Consider the following 21,487-nt stretch of genomic DNA (forward strand, 5'->3'; position numbering starts at 1 on the left):
TTGTGAAGGAGCATGTCTCATGGCCCCCACCATCACCTCCCTGTCCCCGACCGGGGGACCCACCGCGGGGAACAACAATGTCACGATCACCGGCACGGGGTTCAGCTTCGTGACCAGTGTGCGGTTCGGCACGGTGGCAACGACTTTCACCGTCGACTCCAGCACGCAGATCACCGCCATCGCCCCACCGGGAGGGGGGACGGTGCAGGTCACCGTCATCACCAGCCCGGGCGGCACCAGCAACGGCGTCCCCTACACCTACGCCGGGGTGCCCACGCTCAGCGGCGTGAATCCCGGTCAAGGACCACTCACCGGCGGCAACACCGTCACCCTCACCGGCACGGGCCTCACCGGCGCCACCGCGGTCACCTTCGGCACTACCGCGGCCACCTCCTTCACCGTCGTGTCGGCCACGCAAATCGCGGCCATCGCGCCACCCGGCTCCGGCACGGTGCAGGTCACCGTCACCACCCCGGGTGGCACCAGTAACGGTGTCTCCTACACCTACATCCCGGTCCCGACCCTGAGTTCGATCACCCCGAGTTCGGGTCCGGCGGCCGGGGGAACCACGGTCACTCTGACCGGTACCAATCTCACCGGCGCGACAGCGGTCACCTTCGGCGCTACCGCGGCTACTTCGTTCACCGTGAATTCCGGCACTCAGGTCACTGCTGTAGCCCCGCCGGGGTCGGGGGCGGTGCAGGTTACTGTCACCACTCCTGGCGGTACCAGTAACGGTGTCTCCTACACCTACGTCGCGGTCCCGACCCTCACCTCCATCACCCCGAGTTCGGGTCCGGCGGCCGGGGGAACCACGGTCACTCTGACCGGTACCAATCTCACCGGCGCGACAGCGGTCACCTTCGGCGCTACCGCGGCTACTTCGTTCACCGTGAATTCCGGCACTCAGGTCACCGCTGTAGCCCCGCCGGGGTCTGGGACGGTGCAGGTTACTGTCACCACCCCCGGCGGCACCAGCAACGGCGTCCCCTACACCTACGTCGCGGTGCCTTCACTGAGCGGCGTGAGTCCCAGTCAAGGGCCCACTGCGGGCGGCAACACGGTCACTCTCACCGGCACCAATCTCACCGGCGCCACGGCAGTCACCTTCGGCGCCACTGCGGCTACTTCGTTCACCGTGAATTCCGGTACTCAGGTCACCGCCGTCGCCCCGCCCGGCTCTGGGACGGTGCAGGTTACTGTCACCACCCCCGGCGGGACCAGCAACGGTGTCTCCTACACCTACATCCCCGTCCCCGCTCTCACCTCCCTTACTCCGAACTCGGGTCCAGCGACCGGGGGAACCACGGTCACTCTCACCGGCACCAATCTCACCGGCGCGACAGCGGTCACCTTCGGCGCCACCGCGGCCACCTCGTTCACCGTGAACTCCAGCACCCAGATCACCGCCGTCGCGCCACCCGGCTCTGGGACGGTGCAGGTCACTGTCACCACGCCCGGCGGGACCAGTAACGGTGTCTCCTACACCTACATCCCCGTCCCCGCTCTCACCTCCCTTACTCCGAACTCGGGTCCGACGGCCGGGGGAACCACGATCACTCTGACCGGCACGGGATTGGCAACGGCCACCGCGGTCCGATTCGGGGCGACCGCGGCGTCGTTCACCATCGTCTCGCCAACGCAGGTCACCGCCGTCGCGCCACCAGGGTCCGGGACGGTGCAAGTGACCGTCAGCACTCCTGGGGGTACCAGCAACGGGATCTCCTACTCCTATGTCGCGGTGCCTTCGCTGAGCGGCGTGAGTCCCAACCAAGGGCCCACCGCGGGCGGCAACACGGTCACCCTCACCGGCCTGAACCTCACCGGCGCCACGGCGGTGACCTTCGGCGCCACGGCGGCTGCCTCGTTCACCGTCGTCTCGCCCACGCAAATCACCGCGACAGTTCCGCCGAGAACCGCTGGCGCTGTGAATATCACCGTCACCACCTCCGGTGGCGCGGCCACACTGCCCAGCTCCTACTTCTACCTCGACATTCCAGCCCTTACCGGCATTTCACCCAGCTCGGGGCCACTCGTCGGCGCAAACACCATCACTCTGACCGGCACCCACCTCCTGGGCGCCACCACGGTCAAGTTCGGTACCGCCGCCGCGACTGCCTTCACGGTGGTCTCCGACACCCAGATCACCGCCATCGCCCCTACGGCAGCCGCCGGGACGGTGCAGGTCACCGCCACCACACCCGGCGGCGTCAGCAACAGTGTCTCCTACACCTATCTGACCGCACCCACCATCACGAACCTGAACCCGAATCAAGGACCCACCACCGGCGGCAACACCGTTACCATTACCGGCACCAACCTGGCCCAAACCACCACCGTGCGGTTCGGCACCACACCGGCTGCGTTCACCGTCATCTCCGACACCCTGGTCGTCGCGGACGCCCCACCCGGGGCCGCCGGACCGACCAACCTCACCGTCACCACCCCAGGCGGCACCAGCTCAGCAGCGACCTACACCCGAGTCTCACCACCCGCCATCTGACCACTTGGGAGTCTGGTGGCAGGGCGGAATGTCTTGCTGCCCATGGCCAACGCAACGTAGTGCACCGCGCACGGAACACTGCAGTCCAGCAGCCGCCGCCCGTGAGGCAGCCCCCGGTGGGAACAACTGCTTCATCCGCGACAGGTGAGGTGGAGGCCGCAGCGCCCACTCACGATGGTTCCATGGCCGAGTCATCGAACCTGGGTCCGGTGGAGGTGGTGGTTTTCACCTTCCCCGGTGCGCGCGTGAGCGAGCACGTCCGGGCGGGTCTGTCGGGTGTCGTCGAGGGTGGATATGTCACCGTGTTGGATCTGGTCTATCTCGCCAAGGACGCCAATGGCTACCTGCGGCGAGTCGAGGTCGGAGACGAACTCGAGGAGATCGGCTTGGCCGGGGTGCGGGTGCAGGCTCTCGGCCTGCTCACCGAGCAGGACCTGGCAGCGGTGGCCGGGGCGATGCCGGTGGCCACCTCGGCGGTCGTGGTCGTCTACGAGCAGACCTGGACCCGCGCGATCGCCGATCAGATCGCCGGGTCCGGTGGCGAGCTCGCCCTTCATCTCCAGATGCGGTGCCCGAACTCATGCCAGGCGAACCCGTCCGTGGCGTCGATGATTCTCGGCGCGCGGGCCGACACACCAGGACTGCTGGCCACCAGCGGCGTCGCCGTCGCGGCCGACAGCGGCCGGACCGCACACGCGATCACCGAACGAACCCGGCACATCGCCGCAGCTCACACCAGCCTCGGGTAACACGACCACCCGCACCCCGCGGCCACTGCCGGGCTCGAGACCGAGGGCCACGGCGATTCGAACCACCACCGCATCCCAGCGAGAACACCCATCCAACGGCGGGTGTTGAGAATCGAATCGGTTCTCCGACATCCCTGGGGGTTTTCACCCGTTAGAGGTGATCCATGCCCCTGGGAGGTGCTCATAACCTGTGGTTGAGCACCACGTATAGGTGGGAGCCACTGTACGGGTCTGCCGTGTGCGCTGACTCGTTCGACCGGCTCAGCGCGACACGGCTCGGGAATCTCGGATGATCTGGCCGGGTTCGTGTCGTCGATGGCAAGGCCCAGTGCACGATCTTGTTGGAGGGGCAATGACCAGGACCGATTCACAGAACTTCACCACCCTGCTCGACACCATCGCCCAGCGCCGCAACGCAAGCGACGGCACAGTTTCGGCGGAGTCCTCCACGCACATCCCCGAGGTCAAAGCGGCGAATGTTCCGCAGGAGGTCAAAGACGCCGTTCAACCCGCCGAGACCGGCATGCTCGAGCAGCTCGGCCACACCGGCGCCGCCGCGTACACCTACGCTCAGCGCGTCCTCGCCGGTGACATCTCACGCGAACAGTTCGAGAACCTGATCAGTCAACTGATGGACAGCGCCCAAACCCAGTTCCATCAGCTGCAGGACTCGACCGTGGCAAAACTCAAAAGCCTCGGCAACCAGCACCCCGACTGGCAGCAGGCGATCCTCTCCGTATTCCAGGCGGTCAGTGACCTTCTTATCGAGGTGCTGAACAAGGAATTCGGCTTCCTCACAACACTGATGACGGATACGCCCCAGCAGGCAGGTCAGGTGAACGGATTTTTCAGCGGCCTGGTGCGCTACCTCGAGGACGGGTGGAGTCAGATCGTGGGGTGATACCGGCAGCTCGGCGTGGGCTCGATAGGTCGAGGTAGTGCCTATGCTGCGCAGGGCGTAGAAGAGGTGGTCTCATATCGGGGTTGCAACGAACAGCTCGTCGTAGTCACTGTTCAGCTCAACCTTCTGCCGTCGTTCCTGTTCACGATTGCCAGGCTCACGAATAGCATTCGCGTACCGCGCCGCGGTCCGCGGCCGGGCACGCGTGCGTCCGGACCGGGTACTGGCGGACAAGGCGTATTCCTCGGCCGCCAACGATGCCGAGATCGGCCATGTTCTGCGTGACATGTTCATGCAATGCCGGATCGTCGATGGCATGGTCGATGAACTCGGTGCGGACCAGGCCCGGGGAAATCGATGTCGTCCGCAGCACGCCGTCGGTGCTCTCCTGTCGCAAGCTTTCCAGGAGAGTGCGGACTGCGTTCTTCGTTCCGGCGTACACCGCTTGTGTGGGGACGATTTTCAGGCCGGAAACCGACAGGACCGTGACCAGGTGACCACCGCCCTGAACACCGGTAGCGCTGCGGCGATACCGTGCAGAACTCCCTTGACGTTCACATCGACCATCGCCGACCATCCCTCGACGTCCAGGTCGGCGATAGGGCTGATTTGCTGATCCCGGCGTTGCCCACCAGAACGTCCAGCCGCCCGAAGCGCTCGATAGCCACGGCGACGAGCGAGTGGAGGTCTTGGGGATCGGTGACGTCGACCCGCGCGGCGGCCGCCTGCCCACCGGCGGCTTCGATCTCGGCGACCAGCCGTTCCAGCCGGTCGGTGCGCCGGGCGCCCAGCACGCAACCGCGAACGGATCCTCCGAGCAGCACGCGAACTCGTGCGCGAGCCGGGGGAACTGAAGCTCAACGCGGTCGCGAAGGCCTGCGGCATCGGCCAAGGCACGCTCTATCGGCATTTCCCGACGCGAGAGGATCTCCTCGCCGAGGTATACCGCCATGAAGTGGACGAACTGGTCGCTGCGGCGGCCGGCTGCACGGCGCACCCTCGCCTGTCCGCTGGTGACCGGCTCCGACAGCTCGACCCGAGCCGAGGAAGGCCCCGATGGACTGCGCCCCGCAGTCCCGGCCCCCATCGCGATGCAGCTAAGTTCGGGTCTTCAGGCTGGTGACCTGTACTTCGAGGTCGCCCCGAGTTCCCCCGGATACTGCGACCAGGCCCAACCAGGTGCTTGCGCTCACGTTCGAGGGGGGAGCGCGACGGCGAACGCGCCCTTTCACAGAGCCACTCTTCGGCATTTCGAACCCGACTTCTCCGACGCCGTGCACACCAAGCAGTGCCAGCGGAACAAGAAGGACCCGCGGGCTGCGCCTTCGTCTCGGACTCCCCGAGGCTTCGCCCGCCGTACCGCGGCGCGTTGGACTTCGGTATACGCGGCGGGTTGACCTTCGGTGTATTCGATGACGGCATGCCAGTTCTCGTGCGCTACAACAGGGCGTGGACAACTGGGAGAGGATCGAGCATCCCTGAGGGGTACGCCTGGCACCTCGAAAAGACGCTCACTCAACGCATCCAGTGCATTGTTGAGGAGTATGCGTCCATCATGTCGACCGTCCCAGGGGGGTTGTTGTCACGAAATTCCCGAGGTGTGGGCCTCGGATGATCAGGTAGCGGGGTCGCGGTGGCTTGTCAGCCAGGTTGATCGTGTCGGTGGCGGGGTTCGTTCTGCGGTGGCGGTTTCCGGTGGTGGTACGGCGGGCCAGAGTGCGCGGAGTCCACGCTCTAGTGCGGTGAGGTTCCAAGATCCCAACCATGGCGTAGCAACATTGCAATACATTTTGTTGCTGTGTAGTTTGGTGGCATGGCCCCCACCGATGACGCGACGAAGCGTCTCTACCGCGACGAGGCGCACGCGATCAACGCTCGCGATGTGCGTTTCGACTTCGATTCGGTGCCGATGCACTACATCCCCGGTGAGGTGCTGGCGACCCACATCGTCAACGTCATGCACCTGGTGCTGCCAGTGGGGGAGCGGGCGATGGCCGCCGCGCTGTCGGAGGCGCTGCCCTGCATCGAGGACGAGCGGCTGCGGGAGGAGGTGGTGGGATTCGTCGGGCAGGAGACGATGCACGCCAACAGCCACGAGGCCGCGCGCCGCCACCTCCAGTCCATCGGTCTGGGCGTGGACTCCTACGTCGCCGAGATCGCCTGGCTGGTCGATCGCGTGCTGGGTGATCACGGGCTGGGCGGACGTGCGAAACAGCAATGGCTCAAAGAGCGGCTGGGCTTGTTCGCCGGTATGGAGCACTACACCGCGGTGCTGGGGGAGTGGCTGCTCGATGCCGAGGTCCTCGAGGCCAGGGGTATGCATCCGGCGATGCTGGATCTGGTGCGCTGGCATGGCGCCGAGGAGGTCGAACATCGCAGCGTAGTCTTCGACGCCTACATGTATCTGGATGGCGGTTACGCCCGCCGGGTCCGTACCGCGCTGCTGGCCGCCGCGACGCTGCTGCCGTTGTTCGTCTTCTCCGCCGAACCCGACGCAGACCGCACCCACGTCGTGTGGAGGATCGACTTCGACATCACCACTCCACTCATCGGCGCAACCCTCACCCGGCTGGGGCATGCACTGCTGGGCGTCGGATTCCGGCTGATCCTGCACACCGCCGCCCGCGAAACCACCCGCGCGCCACGCTGATACCGGCTGTCCCGGCCAAGACGCAGTGAACTCCCTCCCGCGGCGCCTGGGCGGCATCCTCGACCGGATACGGCCGGTCGTGTCGGCAGGGTCTGGAGAAAGTGGTCAACCAGGTTCTGGGCTTTCACGACCACCGGGTCGCTTCACGTTCATCCCCTGGCGGACGAAGGTGCGCGGGAAACGCCGCCACTTCGCAACCTGCCGGGTCCGCAGTGCCACTGCGACCATCCATCCGTCATTGCGGCTTGCGATGTGACTGCTCTGCTACCCAGGCCGCGATCTGCGCCCGCGAGGTGAAGCCCAGTTTGGCCAGGATGTGCTCCACGTGTCCTTGCGCCGTGCGTTGGGCGATCATCAGTCGAGCGGCGATTGCCCTGTTGGTGAGGCCTTCGGCGACGAGTTCGGCGACCTGACGCTCGCGTTTCGTCAATGTCACCGAGTAGCGATCCGTCGGTGTGACGCGAGCTTGCTGGCCTAGCACGAACTCGACCGCAGCGTCGAAACTCATCGCCGATCCGTTTCGGCGCTCCGCTTTGTATGCTCTCGTCCCCAGAACCTGGACCGCGCGATGCTCGCATTCCTCGTGATACTTGGATAGAGCGGAAAAAACGATTCCGGAACCGCCTAGCGAACGCCCGAGTTGCTCGGCGATACCCAGCAGAACGGCGGCGCGCCGGGCGTCGCCGTCCTCGGCGGCGATCCAGGCCAGAACCTCTGAGCTGATCGCGGCTACGATCGGGTCGATCACCAGCCGCGACAGTTGAACAGCGTTCCCCAGATAGTGCACAGCGCGATCGGACTCACCCTGCAGCCAGTAGGTAAGTCCCTTCACTCCTTGCACATAGGATTGGTAGACCGTCTCGCCATGGGAATCGGCGATGGCCAGCGCCTGTTCGACACGCGCGAGCGCTTCGCGCGTATCCCCTTGCAGAGCGTAAGCCAGTCCCAGCGCGAGCAGTGCCCTCGAATGCGTCGTGAGTTCACCGCGGGCGCCGAATGTATCGGCGGCATCTTTCATGAGAGCGCTGGCACGGATCGGATCGCCGCAGACCAGAGCGATGAAGCCGTCGGCGTACGCAAGCAGGGCACCGCTGATGGGCTCGGCCGTCCGTTCGGCGAGTACCCTGAGCTCGGCCAGCCGGGAAGTTGCGGCCCCGAAGTCCCCGAGCGTCGCAGCCAGCATGACAGCCGCCACCAATGCCTTGGCTCGATCTGCGTTCGGTATGCCCGACGACCGGCTCAAGGCGCGGTCACACCAGCGACGCCCCTCGCTGGGCCGGCCGCGCACCAGCCAGAATGGAAACAGTGCGTGCGCTATGCGCAGAGCGTGTTCACCTTGCTCTGTCAGGCTGGACTCCATCGCCTGTCGTAGGTTCGGCAGTTCCCGCTCCAGGCGGGCGATCCACTTCAGTTGGCGTGGGCTCATCCATTCGGCTTCGGCAGTGATCGCCAGCTGCTCGTACCAGTCCCGGTGACGACGAGACAGCTGCGGGTAGTCCCCAGTGCCTTCGAGTTGGTCTCTTCCATACTCCTGCACGGTCTCGAGCATTCGGAACCGGACGGTGTCATCGACGTCTTCGCGTATCAAGATCGACTTGTCGACCAGCGCAGAGATCGAATCGAGCAACTCCGGCTCGGCCAGATCAGCGCCGCACACCTGCTGGGCGGCGTCGAGTTCGAAACCTCTGGCGAACACCGACAGTTGATTCCACAACCGTTGCTCGGTCGCGGTGCAGAGGTCGTAGCTCCAGCCGATGCACCACCGCAACGTCTGCTGTCGCGTCGGTGCGCCCCGCCTGCCACCGGTCAACAGGGTGAAACGATCCGTCAGCCGCAGGAGCAGTTGCTCGGGTGACATCATGCGCAGCCGCGCGGCGGCCAGCTCGATCGCCAACGGCAGCCCGTCCAATCGGCTGCAGATACCGACCACACTGAGTCTGTTGCTGTCGGTCAGCTCGAAGCCCGGGACTGCTGCGGCAGCTCGCTGGGCGAACAGCGTCACCGCGTCGAATGCGGCCAGGCTCCGTAACGACGGTGAAGATAGTGGATCCGGAAACGTCAGCGGCGAGATCGCGACGACCGATTCCCCGGCGATACCCAACGCTTCACGACTGGTCGCCATGATCCGCAACAGGTGGCCGGCTTGCAACAGAGACTGGGCGAGCTCGGCGACCTCTTCGACGACTTGTTCGCAGTTGTCCAGCACCAGCAGTCGCTGGCGTGTGGAAAAAAATTCCACCAGTACCTCGAGCATGGGCCTGCCGGCATGGTTGCGCAAACCCAGCGCGGCGCCGATGACATCGACCAATGACGCGGCATCGCGCAACTCACCCAACTCCACCAGCCACACCCCACCCGGGAAATCGTCTTGAACCTTGTGGGCAACGTGTAGCGCGAGCCGTGATTTGCCGATTCCCCCTATCCCGGTCAACGTGATCAGGCGCGATCCCGACAACAGGTTCTTCACCTCCGAAACCTGGGTCCGCCGACCGACAAAGCTGGTCAACTCCAGGGGCAGATTGCCCGCAATCGGGTGTCGCGGTCGCGCGATTCGATCGGAGACGATGTCATCTTGGAAGGCAGGTGCGGCGCCTGGAGACGATGCGGGTGTTGCTCTCGTGTCTTCGGGCAGAACCATCTCGTCGACGGTGAAACCGTGCGCGAGCTGAACCCGCTGCAACTGCTCACCCAATTCTGCGGCGGTAGGGCGGTCCCGCGGTTCACGTGACAGGGTCTTCTCGATGACGGCACATACGTCCTCTGCGAAGCCGCTCTCACGCAGGTCTGGAACCGGCTGGGTCGTGAGCCGCACGAACTGCGCGACCACCTCCTCGCCTCGCCGACGTTCGAATGCCGCATGCCCGGTCAGGGCGCAAAATAGCGCGGCACCCAGGCCGTATACATCTGACTCGCGACTCGGGCCAACCCCGCCGAGCACCTCCGGCGCGGTGAACGCCGGTGAACCAGTGAACGCGCCGGTTTCGGTTTCGAACCCGCCAGCGATGCGGGCTATGCCGAAATCTGTCAATGCGGGCTCACCGTAATCGGTGAGCAGAATGTTGCCCGGTTTTATGTCCCGGTGCAGAACCCCGGCCTGATGCGCCGCTTCCAACGCGCCCGCCAGTTTCACACCGAGACGGAGTACCTCCTCCACCGAGAGCGGGCCATTGTCTCGGATCCTCGCGTCGAGCGATCCCAGGCGGTGAAAGGGCATCACCAGGTACGGACGCCCTGTCTCGGTTTCGCCGACGTGCAGAACGCCGACGAAATTCGGGTGCCCGGTGAGGCGAGCCATCGCCCGCTGCTCGCGGAAGAAACGCTCCCGGTCGTCCTCCAGTTCGCCGGTCAGAACCTTCACCGCCACCGTACGATCCAACGCCAGCTCGGTGCAGCGGTAGACGACGCCGAAGCCACCGCGACCGACCTCCTCGGCGTCCGCGAACCCCGCAGCGCTCAACTCCGTGACGATGTCTTCGCCAACATCACGCTGTGTCGTGAAGGGATCGCTTTCGGTCATTTCTACTCGCGACTCACCGGTGGTCGCATACCAGTCAGAATATCGCCGCTCGTACCCTCGGTGGTACGGCAGAACTCCACATCGGCCGTCAGCGCAGGTGGAAACGCCGCCTGTCCCTGGCCACGGCTTTCGATCCTCTCCGACGCGGTGACCCGAAGTCGTCGCTGGGGGTCGGTCGTCAGCGCTGTGCAGGACATAGTGGCCGCACGGGCGGCGGCGACCTAGCTTGCGAATTCGCGGTGGAGTTCGGGAAGGAACGTGGCCAGATGGTTCATTTCCTGTCCGCAGTGCAGCAGAAGCTCGCGGGCCATATCCAGCCCGAGCATCAGATCGGCGGGATCGGCAGCGGCTCCGCGCGCTACCGCCCGCGCGGCCTGCCCCGCATCGGGAACGCGCGGGCCGTACAGATTCAGATAGAACCGACTGCGCATCTCGCACCCGCCGGGCACGGGGCGGACCTGATGCGCCAGCCACCCCACATCCAGCGGAGCCACGCTGCTGCCCACCCGGCCGGAAATGATCGTGTGACCATCGGGCACTTCCAGGCCCAGCAACGCCGGGTCATGAAAGCTGATGGCCAATTGCTGCAGCTTGGCGCCGATGTACTCATCGACATAGACCGTGTTGCCGATGTACTTGTCACGGTCACCGAGCCCCGACCCGCTCCGCGACTGCGCGGCACCGACATACAGATGGGCATCGGGATGCCAGAGCTTATAGCGAGCCGACTCGGCGATATGCCAGCCGAACCACCAGTCCCACATCGCCGCACTGACCCTCGGCATCACCGTCCGCACGGCAACCCACATCACGCCCGAGCGCGTATGCCCGTATCCGGTCTCCACCGGGGAGTATCCGCTCGGGCTCAGATCGCTGGGCAGACAGTCGAACTCCGGAATCAGCTGCGGATCGGTCGCCGGCCCCGCATAGGCCACGGCGACCTCCGCGGGTGCGGGCAGCGTGCGCTCGGTGAAGAACCGCGCATAGGGCAGGAGCCGGTCCTCGGGGCAATACCCCCGATAACGCGTCTCTCCCCCAGGGGCGGCATGCCCGGCGCCGGTCGATTCTTCGATCATCAATATCGCCCCCACAGTCGTGATCATCGACAACATCGCGCGCCGCGACATCCACCAGCTTCTCAACACGCGTTGAGGTTAGAAGAGGTGCGTCGGCACCGCTGGCTGTCGACCCAGCTCTGTGACACACCACAGGCCCTGAGCTCGCGCACTGGCCGACACCCCACATGACCTCGCCCGCCAGCGCCTGACGACGGTGCCGATCCGGGCTCTCCGCGACAAGGCGTCCATGCCTGTCGGCCCGTCGCTGCCGGTGCGTTCACCGACGCGAACGTCGCGTGTGCCCGGTTCCCGCGGCACCGGATCACAACTGCCGGCTTCGAGGCTGCGTCTCGATCACGCCGGTCGCTGGTCGCGCCTCTGGCTTCCACCCGTTTTCGACAACCAGCAGCGATGGCGCCGCCGCAGCTGCGCTCTACGATGCCGTCATGAGCGAGCCCCCCCGTCCGGACGTGGCCCGGCGGCGCCGCAGCATCGCCTCGGCGGCGATCGATGTGCTCGCCGACCACGGCGTGCGCGGCCTCACCCACCGGGCAGTCGACGCCGCGGCCGGGATGAGCCCAGGCGCGGTCAACTATCACGCGCCCACCCGCGGCAAGCTCGTCGCTCTGGCTGTGGAAGAGCTGTTCTCCCGCGACTACGAACTCGTTGTCACCCATTTCACCGATGTGTCGGCCCTCGACCCGACCTCGATCCCGCAACTGGCCGAGTTCATGGCCTCCTTCATCGAAGCCATGACCACCGGACCGGCACGTCGGCGGGCTCTGGCAAGACATCTACTACTGGGCGAGGCCCAGTTCCACCCACAGCTGCGGGACCTGTTCGATCAGCAACGCCGCGCCTTCGTGCAGTTCACCCAACGGCTACTCGAAACGCTCGAGGTGCCCGAACCCGCTCTGACCGCCGAGACCGTTACCGTCGTCGTCGACGGACTGATCCAACGCCAAGTCATGATCGGCGCCGCCCCCTTACCGCCGGCCGAACTGTGTCAAGTCCTCACCCGACTGCTACAGCCCTGGAACCAATGATGCTGATCGTGCCCGATGGTCGCCGTGGCGACGCCGGCAGGTAATCGGCATCAAGTTCTGACGGGCAAGCAGTGGGAGTTGCTCGACCTGCTTCTACCGAAATTCGATGGCCACGATCTGGTGCCACCCCTCACGCAGCGAAGCCGCAGCCTGGTGTGCCTCGGAACGAAAGCGAACCAGCAGGACACCCGCTCATGAGTGGGTTTCGCGCGCTGTTCGGTGTGGCGGCCCGCGCGCCGAGGTTGGCCGGGCACATGCCGTACTACGCAGTATGGGAACGAGGGTCATTACCGATCGGGAGGATGACGGAGCGCGGATGAGTACTGAGGGGAAGGTGCGATGACCGTCGTCAACGGTGACGAGGCGGAGATCATCAGGCGCCGTATCCTGGACGCTGCAGCCGAACGTTCATGAAGCAGGGGTTCCTGGGGAGTCGCCGACTGTTTGCACGAGCGCTTTGGCCGGGTCACCGTCGACGCCGAGCTTCACCATGCGGAACACGCTCACCCCGCCCGCGACCAGGTGAATCAGAGAGCCCTCCTCGAACTGCACGAGTCCGAGCCCAGCGAACAACACCATCCGGTCGGTATTTGCCCGAGATAGGCTCAATGGTGTGTCTATCCCAGCACCGATGCTGGCGACCGCCGGGAGGCCGCCCGATAAACCAGGCCGTTGGGCGATCGAGATGAAATGGGACGGGATGCTTCTCTGAACTTGGCAAGTCTGCGGGACGGTCTGCCGATGACGAGCAGGGGAACCGTGGTGTCGCCGCCTCTCGCGGCGGGGAGGTCAGTGTGGTTCGGGGCGGTGGGCGGGAAGTAGTCCTGCGGCCAGGGCGCGGGTGGCGACGCCTGCGCGGCTGCGGGCGTCGAGTCGGGTGATGATGCGGCCGACGCGGTCTTTGATGGTGTGGATGCTGAGGTGTACTCGTTCGGCGATTTCTTGGTTGGAATAGCCGTCGGCGACGAGTTCGATGATGGTGATGTCGGTGTCATCCATGCCGGCGTTGCGGGCGAGTTCGGTTTTGAAGGTGTTCTCGACGATGTCGAGGACGCGTTCGATGTGGTGGGGTTGGCTGGAGACCTGGCTGCTGAGGAAGCTGAGTCGGCGGTAGATGTCCATCGCCGTGCGTTGTTGGTCTTCGATGATGGCCAAGCGGCTGGTCTTGTCGGCGAGTTCGGTTTGTAGGCGTTTGATTTCGGTGATGTCGCGGCCGATGCCTTGGCGGCCGATTATTCGGCCGTCTCGCAGGACGCTGCCGGCGTGGACTTCCATTTCGCGGATCTGGCCGTCGGGGCGCAGGATCTTGGTCTCGAAGTACGGACTCGTTCCGGGGTTGGCGATGCCGCGGTGGAACTGGTCGAGCGCGGTCTGTCGCGCGTCGGGGGCGATGACTTCGGAGAAGTGGTGGCCGAGGAGGTCGGTGAGTGGTCGTCCGAACATTTCGGTGCCGGCTCGGTTCAGGTAGAGGAAACATCCCTCGGCGTCGAGGACGTAGACGACGTCGACCAGACGCGCGAGGAGGCCCTCGTAGTCGAGCGAGGGGATCTGACCTGCCATTGCGCGACTCTACGAGACGGAGGGGCCGAATGGTCCAGCGACTCCTCCGAGTCTGCGCGACCCGTTTCGCGGAACCGCTCGATCTCGGATCCGCCACCAAAGGGGGTCACCGCACGACTTGCGGGGGTGTTCGGCGGTCGATAACGCCACCGAGGATGTGATCCATGCCATCACAGAGCGAGACTATTGCGCCGGTCACTACCCCGGAAGCGGGGTTCGTCGATTTCGGTAGCGCGCGCACGATGTGCGATCTGTTGCTGAGCACGGCATGGCAGCATCCGGATCGGGTCGCGTTGCGCTCGTTCGAGACCGGCGTGGCGTGGACCTACGCCGAGGTGATGGCTCGAATCGGTGCTGTGCTGGAGCGTTTGCGCGGCCTGGGAGTCGGCAGGGGCGAGGCGGTGGCGTTGATGATGCGCAACGTCCCGCAGTTCCACGTCGTGGACGCCGCCGTGATGCTGACCGGTGGGGTTGCGTTCAGCGTCTACAACACCCTGCCGCCCGAACAGATCGAGTACGTGCTGTCGAACGCGGGCGCGCGGATCGTGATCGCCGAGTCCGGTTTCGTGCCCGTGCTGCGGGCCGCGATCGTGCTCGGCGCGTCGATCGAGCAGATCCTGGTGGTCGACGAGGCGGTCGAGGGATGCGCGGACCTGACGGCGGAGTTGGCGGCGCAGCGGTGCGGGTTCGACTTCGCGTCGTTGGAACCGGTCGATCCCGACGACCTGCTCACCCTGATCTACACCTCGGGCACGACCGGCCCGCCCAAAGCGGTCGAGCTGACGCACGCCGGAATGCTGGCCCAGCTACGCGGGGTGCACGCCGCGGTCCCGGTTCCCGACGGCGGCCGGCAGGTCAGTTTCCTGCCCGCCGCGCACGTCGCGGATCGGTGGACGTCGCACTATTCGGCGTTCATGACCTACGGAAACACCCTGACGTGTGTGGCGGAGGCGACGAACCTGGCGGCGTGCGTCGCGGCGACGAAGCCGACGGTGTTCGCGGCGGTGCCGCGGGTGTGGGAGAAGTTCAAGACCGCGATCGAGAACAGCTATCCCGGTGACGTGCTCGCCGACGCCGCCGCGGACCCGGCGATCGGCGCGGCGCTGCTGGACGGTCTCGGGTTCGGGGAGATCGCGTGGGCGGTGACCGGCGCCGCGCCGACTCCGCCCGCGGTGGTGTCGTTCTTCGTGAAGCTCGGGCTGCCGCTGTGCGAGGGACTGGGCATGTCGGAAGCCTCCTGCCTGGTCGCGGTCAACACCCCGGCCGCGCTACGCGCCGGTAGCGTCGGTCGGCCGTTGTCGTCGGTGGAGGCGGGGACCGCCGCCGACGGTGAGCTGCTGCTGCGCGGCCCGCAGGTCATGCGCGGATATCGCGGGCAGCCCGAGCGCACCGCCGAGGCCATAGACGACGACGGGTGGCTGCACACCGGAGACATCGCGCGCATCGACGAGGACGGGTTCCTGTGGATCGTCGACCGCAAGAAGGAACTCATCATCACCGCGGCCGGGAAGAACCTGTCCCCCGCCAACATCGAGATGGCCGTGCGCTCGGCGGGCAACCTCGTCGCACACGTGTGCGTGATCGGCGAGGCACGCCCCTATGTGGTCGCGTTGCTGTGCCTGGACCCCGTGGCCGTGGGCGGGCGCTCGTTCGACGACCTCGAACTCCTGGCGATGGTCCAGGAACAGATCGACCGCGCCAATGCCACCCTCGCGCGCGTCGAACAGATCAAGAAGTTCGCGGTCGTGCAGCGGGAATGGACGCCCGGCGCCGAACTGACCCCGTCGATGAAACTGCGCCGCGCGGCCATCGCCTCCGCACACGCCAGAGAGATCGAGGCCCTGTATGCGACCGGCCGATAGCCCACTTCCGGTGTGCTCGCGTGAGCGGAGGCCCTCACTGAACGACGACAGCGACTGACCGACGCCGGTGCGTCCGCGCGCGAACGATCAGCGCGGGACCGGCATCCACCGACAGGAAGGTTCCCTCACCGTCGAGGGGCACCCATGAGTTCACGACACATTCTCCGCGGGCACCGGATCGTCTCGACGACCGCCGCCGCCGCTCTCGCTGTGCTGTTCGTGCCGACCGCGACGCTGTCGGCCCAACCCCCGGCTCCCGGCTCCGTCGAACAGATCAGCGCGTTGAGCGATGTCGCCGCCGCCCGCGCGGAGTGCGGGCCGGGCTCCGATCCCGCGGCGGGACCCGAAACCGGTCTGCAAGGCGATGTTCCCGCCGCCGACCGCGACAACCGGCGCAGCGCCCAGGGCTACAGCTGCAACATGCGCATGCTCGGCAACTATCCCGGCCAGGGCGGGGGCATCAACTCGATCACCTTCGAGCACTGCGCCTACATCGGCACCACCTTCCCCGGCAACCTCATGAGCGAGGCCCAAGGGGTTCAGGTGCTCGACGTCTCCGACCCGCGCGCGCCGATCCGGACCGCAGTGTTGAACGAACCGGCCATGCGCGCGGGCACCTGGGAGAGCCTCAAGGCCAACCCACGCCGCAAACTGCTCGTCGGCACCGGCGTGCCGTTCATGACCGGCGCTGGCCTGCTCTCGGTCTACGACATCTCCGACTGCGCGCACCCGCGCCTGCTCAACCCCGGGCCCGGCACCGATCTGGGAATGCCGCTGCCGATCACCGGCCACGAAGGCGGATTCTCCCCGGACGGCAACACCTACTGGGCCTCGGGCACCGCGCCGGGACTGGTCAGCGCCGTCGACCTCACCGATCCGGCCACCCCGCGGGTGATCTGGCAAGGACTGCCAGGGATGTCGATGCACGGCATGGGATTCTCCCCCGACGGGACCACCCTGTACCTGGCCGACAACATCGGCGGCCTGATGGTCCTCGACATCGGCGCCATCCAACGCCGCGACCCGAACCCGCAGGTCCAGCAACGCTCGCACCTCACATGGACCGACGGCTGGGCCACCCAGCACAACGTCCCGGTCACCTACCACGGTGTGCCCCACCTGTTCTCGGTCAACGAAGCCGGTTCGGGCGGGGTGAAGATCTTCGACGTCGCCGACCCGACGCGCCCGCGACCGGTCAACACGATCAAACTCGAGATCAACCTGCCCGACAACCAGGACGTCCTGCTGGCCTCCTCGGGCGGCGGTTCACTGTTCAGCTACGACGCCCACTACTGCGCCGCCGACCGGCCCGCCGACCCCACCGCACTGGCCTGCGGATGGACCTCCTCGGGCATCCGCGTCTTCGACGTCAAGGACCCGACGAAGATTCGCGAGATCGCCTACTACAACCCACCCGCCCGCGCCGACCGCAAGGACCTGCTCACCAACTCCTCGCACGCGATCGCCTCGGTCATCGGCCTGCCCGTGCTGGCAGCGCCCACCGTCCTGCAAGCGATGGTGGAGGGCCGCGTCGACCTCGGCCAGGCCCTGTCCGACCGGACCGGGATGCTCACCGCCGATCTGACCACCGACTGGTGCTTCTCACCACCGGAATGGCGCGGCAACCAACTATGGACCACGTGCTCGGACAACGGATTCCTCACCCTGGAACTGTCCCCGACCGTCTACACCCCACCCGCCGACCAGCATTCCCACATCGGCTCATGAACCCCACCCGCCTGCTGCGAACCGCGGCCGTCGCGAGTCTGGCCCTGATGCTGGTGGTCCTCGGCGCTGCGCTGCGCCCGGCGTTCGTCCCCGAGCCGTCGAGCGCGGTCCCCGTTCTGAGCGAGGTCGAGACCGGCTTCGTCCAGGACATGCTCGCCCACCACAACCAGGCCCTGCTCATGATTGCGCGCCTGGACTCCGGCGTCGACCCCATCGTGGCCGTGGCGGCCCGACAGATCGCCGAGTCCCAACGCACCGAGATCGGCATGATGGTCGGCTGGCTGCGCATGGCCCACGCCGCCACCATCAACCCCGACCCCATGTCCTGGATGCACCCCGACACCCCCCAGCATCACCGGCATTCACCCGCCGCACCGGCCGACACCATCGCAGCCGCCCACGCGGCGACGATGCCGGGCATGGCCACCCAGACCGATCTGGACGCACTCGCCGCGGCCCGCGGCCGCGACGCGGAGGTGTTGTTCCTGGAACTGATGCGACGCCACCACTACGGCGGGATCCAGATGGCCCAAGCCGCCGACCGCCTGCTCGACGGCGGCATCGTCGAACAGGCGGCCCGTGAGATGTATGACACCCAGGCCCGCGAAGCAGGACTGCTCGCCCTGCTCCTGGACCAACGGCCCCACTTCGCGAACGACCGCTGACCGGACCCGACGACCGCACCGGCGAGCGGAGAACATCGGCCCGGCAGCGAGAGAACGGAGCCGCTCACCGTCGGCGGTACCGAACAGGCGACCCGAGATGGACAGTTGTCCATATAATCGATCAGTCAATTGTCCGGGATTGGGAGCCTGGACGGCGAGTCGAGGCGGCGGTGCCCGCCGAGATCCGAACAACAGCAAGTCTCACCGTCGAGGAAGCCCCATGACCACACCACTGTTCGCCAGTTTTCGGAAGACCGCCGCACTCGTGGCGGCCGCGACGCTTCTTCCCGTCGTCGTCGTGGTGGGCCCCGCACCCTCGGCGGCCGCGGAGGTGCAGGCGCTGCCCGAAATCGCGGGCCGGGCCGTCCCGCGAGCCAATTGTGGTGCGGGTGCGGCGCCGGAGACGGGATTGCAGGGCGACGTCCCGGCCGCCGACCGCGAGAACGGCCGCAGCGCCCAGGGCTACAGTTGCAACATCACCCGCGTCGGCAACTACGGCGGCCTCGGCGCGGGCGCGGTGTCGGCGGCCTTCGACTCCTGCGTGTACCTGGCCAGCTTCTTCCCCGGCAGCTTGAACGGCCCGGCGCCCGGAGTGGAAGTTCTCGATGTCTCCGATCCCCGCAACCCGATCTTTTCCGTCTCGCTGACCGAGCCGGCGATGCTGGCAGGCACGTGGGAGTCGCTGAAGGTCAACCCCGCCCGCGAACTGCTGGTCGCCACCGGTGCCCCGATCGTCACCGGCGCCGGACTGCTCTCGGTCTACGACATCTCCGACTGTAAGCATCCCCGCCTGCTCAACGCCGACGGCCCCGGCAGTTCGCTCGCCGTGCCGCTGCCGATCACCGCCCACGAGGGCGGGTTCTCGCCGGACGGCAACACCTACTGGTCCTCGGGCACCGCGCCCGGCCTTCTCAGCGCCGTCGACCTGACCGACCCCTCCCGGCCGCGTGTCCTGTGGCAAGGGTTGCCGGGAGTCTCGATGCACGGCATGGGATTCAGCGACGACGGCAATCGCCTGTACCTGGCCAACAACCTCGGCGGTATGACGATCATGGATGTCTCCGCGGTCCAGCGCCGCGACCGCGACCCGGTGGTGCCGGTGCTCTCGGAGACGACGTGGGCCGACGGGTGGGCCACCCAGCACGTGGTTCCGGTGACCTACGACGGCACGCCGTATCTGTTCGTCCCGAACGAAGCGGGCTCGGGCGGGGTGAAGGTCATCGATGTCTCCGACGCCACCCGCCCCCGGGTGATCAACACGATCAAACTCGAGATCAACCTGCCCGAGAATCAGGACTCCGCCCTGGCCTCCAGCATGGGCGGTTCGATCTTCTCCTACGACTCGCATTACTGCACCGCCGACCGCCCCGTCGACCCCACTGCACTGGCGTGCGGCTGGTTCTCCTCCGGCGTGCGCGTCTTCGATGTGCGTGACCCGCGCGAGGTCCGTGAGATCGCCTATTTCAATCCCCCGGCGCGCGAGAACGACGAAGCCCTGGCGCACGCCAGTCGCAGACATATCACCGTGATCGGCGCACCCATCCTGAGTGCCCCGGCGCTGGCTCAGGCGATCGGCACCGGCGTCTTCGATCCCGCCCAAGCCGCGAGCCCGCGCAGCGGCAAGATCCTGTTCGGCGACCTGACCGCCGACTGGTGCTCATCCCCGCCGCACTGGGTCGGCAGACAACTGCGTGTCAGTTGCGCCGACAACACTTATATGACGCTGGAGCTGGATCCGGCCGTCTACACCGCGCCCGCCGATCAGCAGAGCACCCTGGGCGCATGACCCGACGCCGAGCGATCACCGCCGCCGCCACTCTCGGTTTGGCACTGCTGCTGCTGGCGATGGGCGCCGCGGCGCGTCCGCTGTTCATCGAGCAGCGCCCGCCATCGACGCCGGTGCTGAACTCGACCGAAATCGCGTTCGCCCAAGACATGCTCGCCCACCACAGCCAGGCGCTGATCATGATCGCGCGCCTGGACCAGGGGGCCGATCCCACCGTCGTCGCCCTCGCTCGCCGCATCGAGGCAACCCAACGTGAGGAGATCGGCGAACTGAAGGGGTGGCTGCGCTTGGCGGGAGCGTCGACGGTCAACCCCGCCCCGATGGCATGGATGCACCCCGACACCGGCGTCGCCCACCACCACGCAGCCGCCCCGAGTGGCGCGGCAGTCGGCGGCGTCATGCCGGGGATGGCCACACAATCCGAACTCGACGCACTCTCGGCCACGCGAGGGACCGACGCCGCTCGATCGTTTCTCCAGATGATGACGCGCCACCACTACGGCGGGGTCCAGATGGCGCGCGCCGCGAACGACCTGCTCACCGGCGGGATCGTCAAGCAGACCGCGCGCGACATGATGACCAGCCAGGCCCAGGAAGCCGGACTCATGGAAATCATGTACAGCTCACTGACAACCGCACGGTAGTGAACGGGACCGATAGGCATGACGATCACCCCCGCACCCGTCCCGGTTTGCGTGCCCCTCGGCGTCGAGGGGCGACCTCGGAAGGCCGGGACGGCATGACCGACGGCCACACACGGCGACGCGGGCTCTTTCCCTCCTGGGATGGAACTGTGCCGACGCCATCGCGGGCGGCTACGGCGATCGAACAGAGCCTCATCGAACTCATCACAGAAATGCCCGTCACCGCCCGCACGACCGAACAGGCAACCCGGAACATCAAGGGCACAGACGACCTCGTCGCGGCGATTCGGCGCATAGTGGACGGCGAGCCCGTTCCGGCCCGATATCCACATCTGCAGCGGGCCGCGCATCGTTGGGCGCGCCGCGCCGTTCCACCTCGAGCCGTGCTCCGGGTGGTGCACCTGGTCCTTGCGATCTGCTCGATCGCCTCGCCGAGGGCACGCCAGACGGTGCGGAGCGAGGGCGCGGGTCGGATGAACTCGAACTGTTCGGAGGCCGTGTGGCTTCCGTATTGGACGTGTTGGACGGGCTCACCGCCGCCATATCGATCGGATACGCCTGCGTCGCCTCCGTGTCGAGGCATGCCCGATCGTGCGCGCTTCTCTCGGTCGAGGTACCGGTTCGTTTGTCAGGTGAACGAACATCGCCCGGCGTCGACCCCTCGACTCGATTGCGCATGCCTGGGTGCACAACCGGCTCGCAGGGCAAATAACCAGGCCTGATGAGGGTGGGCTGGCCCTCCGGTGGCCCCGGGCGAAGAACACCTTCACCGGCCGGAAAAAATCTGCACTGATGGATGTAGACATACTGGGAACACC

Annotated in this window: 17 protein-coding genes; 11 read left to right on the forward strand and 6 right to left on the reverse strand. The window is 66.5% G+C overall.

The genetic code is table 11. The features are described from left to right. Positions 1–19: 19 nt before the first annotated feature. The 3 genes from NG1_RS23710 (at position 20) to NG1_RS23720 (ending at position 4,153) form a co-directional block, all read left to right on the forward strand. Positions 20–2,503, forward strand: coding sequence for a beta strand repeat-containing protein (locus tag NG1_RS23710; protein ID WP_062974237.1), 2,484 nt, complete (start codon positions 20–22; stop codon positions 2,501–2,503). 182 nt (positions 2,504–2,685) lie between these two features. After that, complete coding sequence (locus NG1_RS23715) at positions 2,686–3,252, forward strand: DUF6325 family protein (RefSeq protein WP_174554917.1); 567 nt, start codon at positions 2,686–2,688, stop codon at positions 3,250–3,252. 352 nt (positions 3,253–3,604) lie between these two features. Then, positions 3,605–4,153, forward strand: a complete 549-nt coding sequence (locus NG1_RS23720; protein WP_062974241.1) for a hypothetical protein — start codon at positions 3,605–3,607, stop codon at positions 4,151–4,153. A 157-nt stretch (positions 4,154–4,310) separates the two neighbouring features. Here the strand turns inward: NG1_RS23720 and NG1_RS39255 are convergent, their stop codons facing one another. Continuing rightward, a complete protein-coding gene (locus NG1_RS39255; protein WP_373686189.1) occupies positions 4,311–4,730 on the reverse strand; it encodes an SDR family NAD(P)-dependent oxidoreductase in 420 nt (139 codons plus the stop codon). Next, positions 4,708–4,977, reverse strand: coding sequence for an SDR family NAD(P)-dependent oxidoreductase (locus tag NG1_RS39260; RefSeq protein ID WP_373686190.1), 270 nt, complete (start codon positions 4,975–4,977; stop codon positions 4,708–4,710). Before NG1_RS39260 ends, NG1_RS39255 begins: the two co-directional genes overlap by 23 nt. 8 nt (positions 4,978–4,985) lie before the next feature. Between NG1_RS39260 and NG1_RS37890 the strand changes: the two genes are divergently transcribed. Together NG1_RS37890 and NG1_RS23730 are read left to right on the forward strand one after the other, a co-directional pair. Continuing rightward, positions 4,986–5,276 carry a TetR/AcrR family transcriptional regulator gene (locus tag NG1_RS37890; protein ID WP_245660016.1) on the forward strand — a complete coding sequence of 97 codons (291 nt, stop codon included), beginning with the start codon at positions 4,986–4,988 and terminating at the stop codon, positions 5,274–5,276. A gap of 690 nt (positions 5,277–5,966) precedes the next feature. Continuing rightward, positions 5,967–6,803 (forward strand): metal-dependent hydrolase, encoded by an 837-nt coding sequence (locus NG1_RS23730; protein ID WP_084499135.1) that lies wholly within the window; start codon positions 5,967–5,969, stop codon positions 6,801–6,803. Between the two features lie 235 nt (positions 6,804–7,038). Here the strand turns inward: NG1_RS23730 and NG1_RS23735 are convergent, their stop codons facing one another. Together NG1_RS23735 and NG1_RS23740 are read right to left on the reverse strand one after the other, a co-directional pair. Further along, a complete protein-coding gene (locus NG1_RS23735; RefSeq protein WP_062974243.1) occupies positions 7,039–10,320 on the reverse strand; it encodes a protein kinase domain-containing protein in 3,282 nt (1,093 codons plus the stop codon). Between the two features lie 221 nt (positions 10,321–10,541). Then, positions 10,542–11,465: a DAPG hydrolase family protein gene (locus tag NG1_RS23740; RefSeq protein WP_245660017.1), complete on the reverse strand. Its 924-nt coding sequence runs from the start codon at positions 11,463–11,465 to the stop codon at positions 10,542–10,544. A gap of 359 nt (positions 11,466–11,824) precedes the next feature. Between NG1_RS23740 and NG1_RS23745 the strand changes: the two genes are divergently transcribed. Beyond that, positions 11,825–12,424 (forward strand): TetR/AcrR family transcriptional regulator, encoded by a 600-nt coding sequence (locus NG1_RS23745; RefSeq protein WP_084499136.1) that lies wholly within the window; start codon positions 11,825–11,827, stop codon positions 12,422–12,424. A 408-nt stretch (positions 12,425–12,832) separates the two neighbouring features. On the opposite strand, the gene NG1_RS36900 is transcribed toward NG1_RS23745, so the two are convergent. Next, positions 12,833–13,003 (reverse strand): hypothetical protein, encoded by a 171-nt coding sequence (locus NG1_RS36900; protein WP_157114189.1) that lies wholly within the window; start codon positions 13,001–13,003, stop codon positions 12,833–12,835. Between the two features lie 210 nt (positions 13,004–13,213). Next, entirely contained in the window at positions 13,214–13,984 is a 771-nt protein-coding gene (locus NG1_RS23755) for a PAS domain S-box protein (protein ID WP_062974251.1), read from the reverse strand. Positions 13,985–14,148: 164 nt separating this feature from the next. Between NG1_RS23755 and NG1_RS23760 the strand changes: the two genes are divergently transcribed. The 5 genes from NG1_RS23760 (at position 14,149) to NG1_RS23780 (ending at position 20,669) form a co-directional block, all read left to right on the forward strand. Then, positions 14,149–15,846, forward strand: coding sequence for an AMP-dependent synthetase/ligase (locus tag NG1_RS23760; protein ID WP_084499137.1), 1,698 nt, complete (start codon positions 14,149–14,151; stop codon positions 15,844–15,846). Positions 15,847–15,990: 144 nt separating this feature from the next. After that, positions 15,991–17,574 carry an LVIVD repeat-containing protein gene (locus tag NG1_RS23765; protein ID WP_062974253.1) on the forward strand — a complete coding sequence of 528 codons (1,584 nt, stop codon included), beginning with the start codon at positions 15,991–15,993 and terminating at the stop codon, positions 17,572–17,574. Beyond that, the gene (locus tag NG1_RS23770; protein WP_062974255.1) at positions 17,571–18,239 is read left to right on the forward strand and encodes a DUF305 domain-containing protein; all 669 of its coding nucleotides are present in this window, start codon (positions 17,571–17,573) and stop codon (positions 18,237–18,239) included. The genes NG1_RS23765 and NG1_RS23770 overlap by 4 nt, the downstream gene beginning before the upstream one ends. Positions 18,240–18,459: 220 nt before the next feature. Continuing rightward, complete coding sequence (locus NG1_RS23775) at positions 18,460–20,025, forward strand: LVIVD repeat-containing protein (protein WP_062974258.1); 1,566 nt, start codon at positions 18,460–18,462, stop codon at positions 20,023–20,025. After that, positions 20,022–20,669 (forward strand): DUF305 domain-containing protein, encoded by a 648-nt coding sequence (locus NG1_RS23780; protein WP_062974260.1) that lies wholly within the window; start codon positions 20,022–20,024, stop codon positions 20,667–20,669. Before NG1_RS23775 ends, NG1_RS23780 begins: the two co-directional genes overlap by 4 nt. Positions 20,670–21,487 lie beyond the last annotated feature (818 nt).

The sequence above is a fragment of the Nocardia gamkensis NBRC 108242 genome (assembly GCF_001612985.1).
Classification (GTDB): Bacteria; Actinomycetota; Actinomycetes; order Mycobacteriales; family Mycobacteriaceae; genus Nocardia; species Nocardia gamkensis.

Bases quoted from the DNA above. Each gene is read 5' to 3' on its own strand.
- NG1_RS23710 (WP_062974237.1), top strand. From the start codon at position 20: ATGGCCCCCACCATCACCTCCCTGTCCCCGACCGGGGGACCCACCGCG.
- NG1_RS23715 (WP_174554917.1), top strand. From the start codon at position 2,686: ATGGCCGAGTCATCGAACCTGGGTCCGGTGGAGGTGGTGGTTTTCACC.
- NG1_RS23720 (WP_062974241.1), top strand. From the start codon at position 3,605: ATGACCAGGACCGATTCACAGAACTTCACCACCCTGCTCGACACCATC.
- NG1_RS39255 (WP_373686189.1), bottom strand. From the start codon at position 4,730: ATGGTCGGCGATGGTCGATGTGAACGTCAAGGGAGTTCTGCACGGTAT.
- NG1_RS23730 (WP_084499135.1), top strand. From the start codon at position 5,967: ATGGCCCCCACCGATGACGCGACGAAGCGTCTCTACCGCGACGAGGCG.
- NG1_RS23735 (WP_062974243.1), bottom strand. From the start codon at position 10,320: ATGACCGAAAGCGATCCCTTCACGACACAGCGTGATGTTGGCGAAGAC.
- NG1_RS23745 (WP_084499136.1), top strand. From the start codon at position 11,825: ATGAGCGAGCCCCCCCGTCCGGACGTGGCCCGGCGGCGCCGCAGCATC.
- NG1_RS36900 (WP_157114189.1), bottom strand. From the start codon at position 13,003: ATGGTGTTGTTCGCTGGGCTCGGACTCGTGCAGTTCGAGGAGGGCTCT.
- NG1_RS23755 (WP_062974251.1), bottom strand. From the start codon at position 13,984: ATGGCAGGTCAGATCCCCTCGCTCGACTACGAGGGCCTCCTCGCGCGT.
- NG1_RS23760 (WP_084499137.1), top strand. From the start codon at position 14,149: ATGCCATCACAGAGCGAGACTATTGCGCCGGTCACTACCCCGGAAGCG.
- NG1_RS23765 (WP_062974253.1), top strand. From the start codon at position 15,991: ATGAGTTCACGACACATTCTCCGCGGGCACCGGATCGTCTCGACGACC.
- NG1_RS23770 (WP_062974255.1), top strand. From the start codon at position 17,571: ATGAACCCCACCCGCCTGCTGCGAACCGCGGCCGTCGCGAGTCTGGCC.
- NG1_RS23775 (WP_062974258.1), top strand. From the start codon at position 18,460: ATGACCACACCACTGTTCGCCAGTTTTCGGAAGACCGCCGCACTCGTG.
- NG1_RS23780 (WP_062974260.1), top strand. From the start codon at position 20,022: ATGACCCGACGCCGAGCGATCACCGCCGCCGCCACTCTCGGTTTGGCA.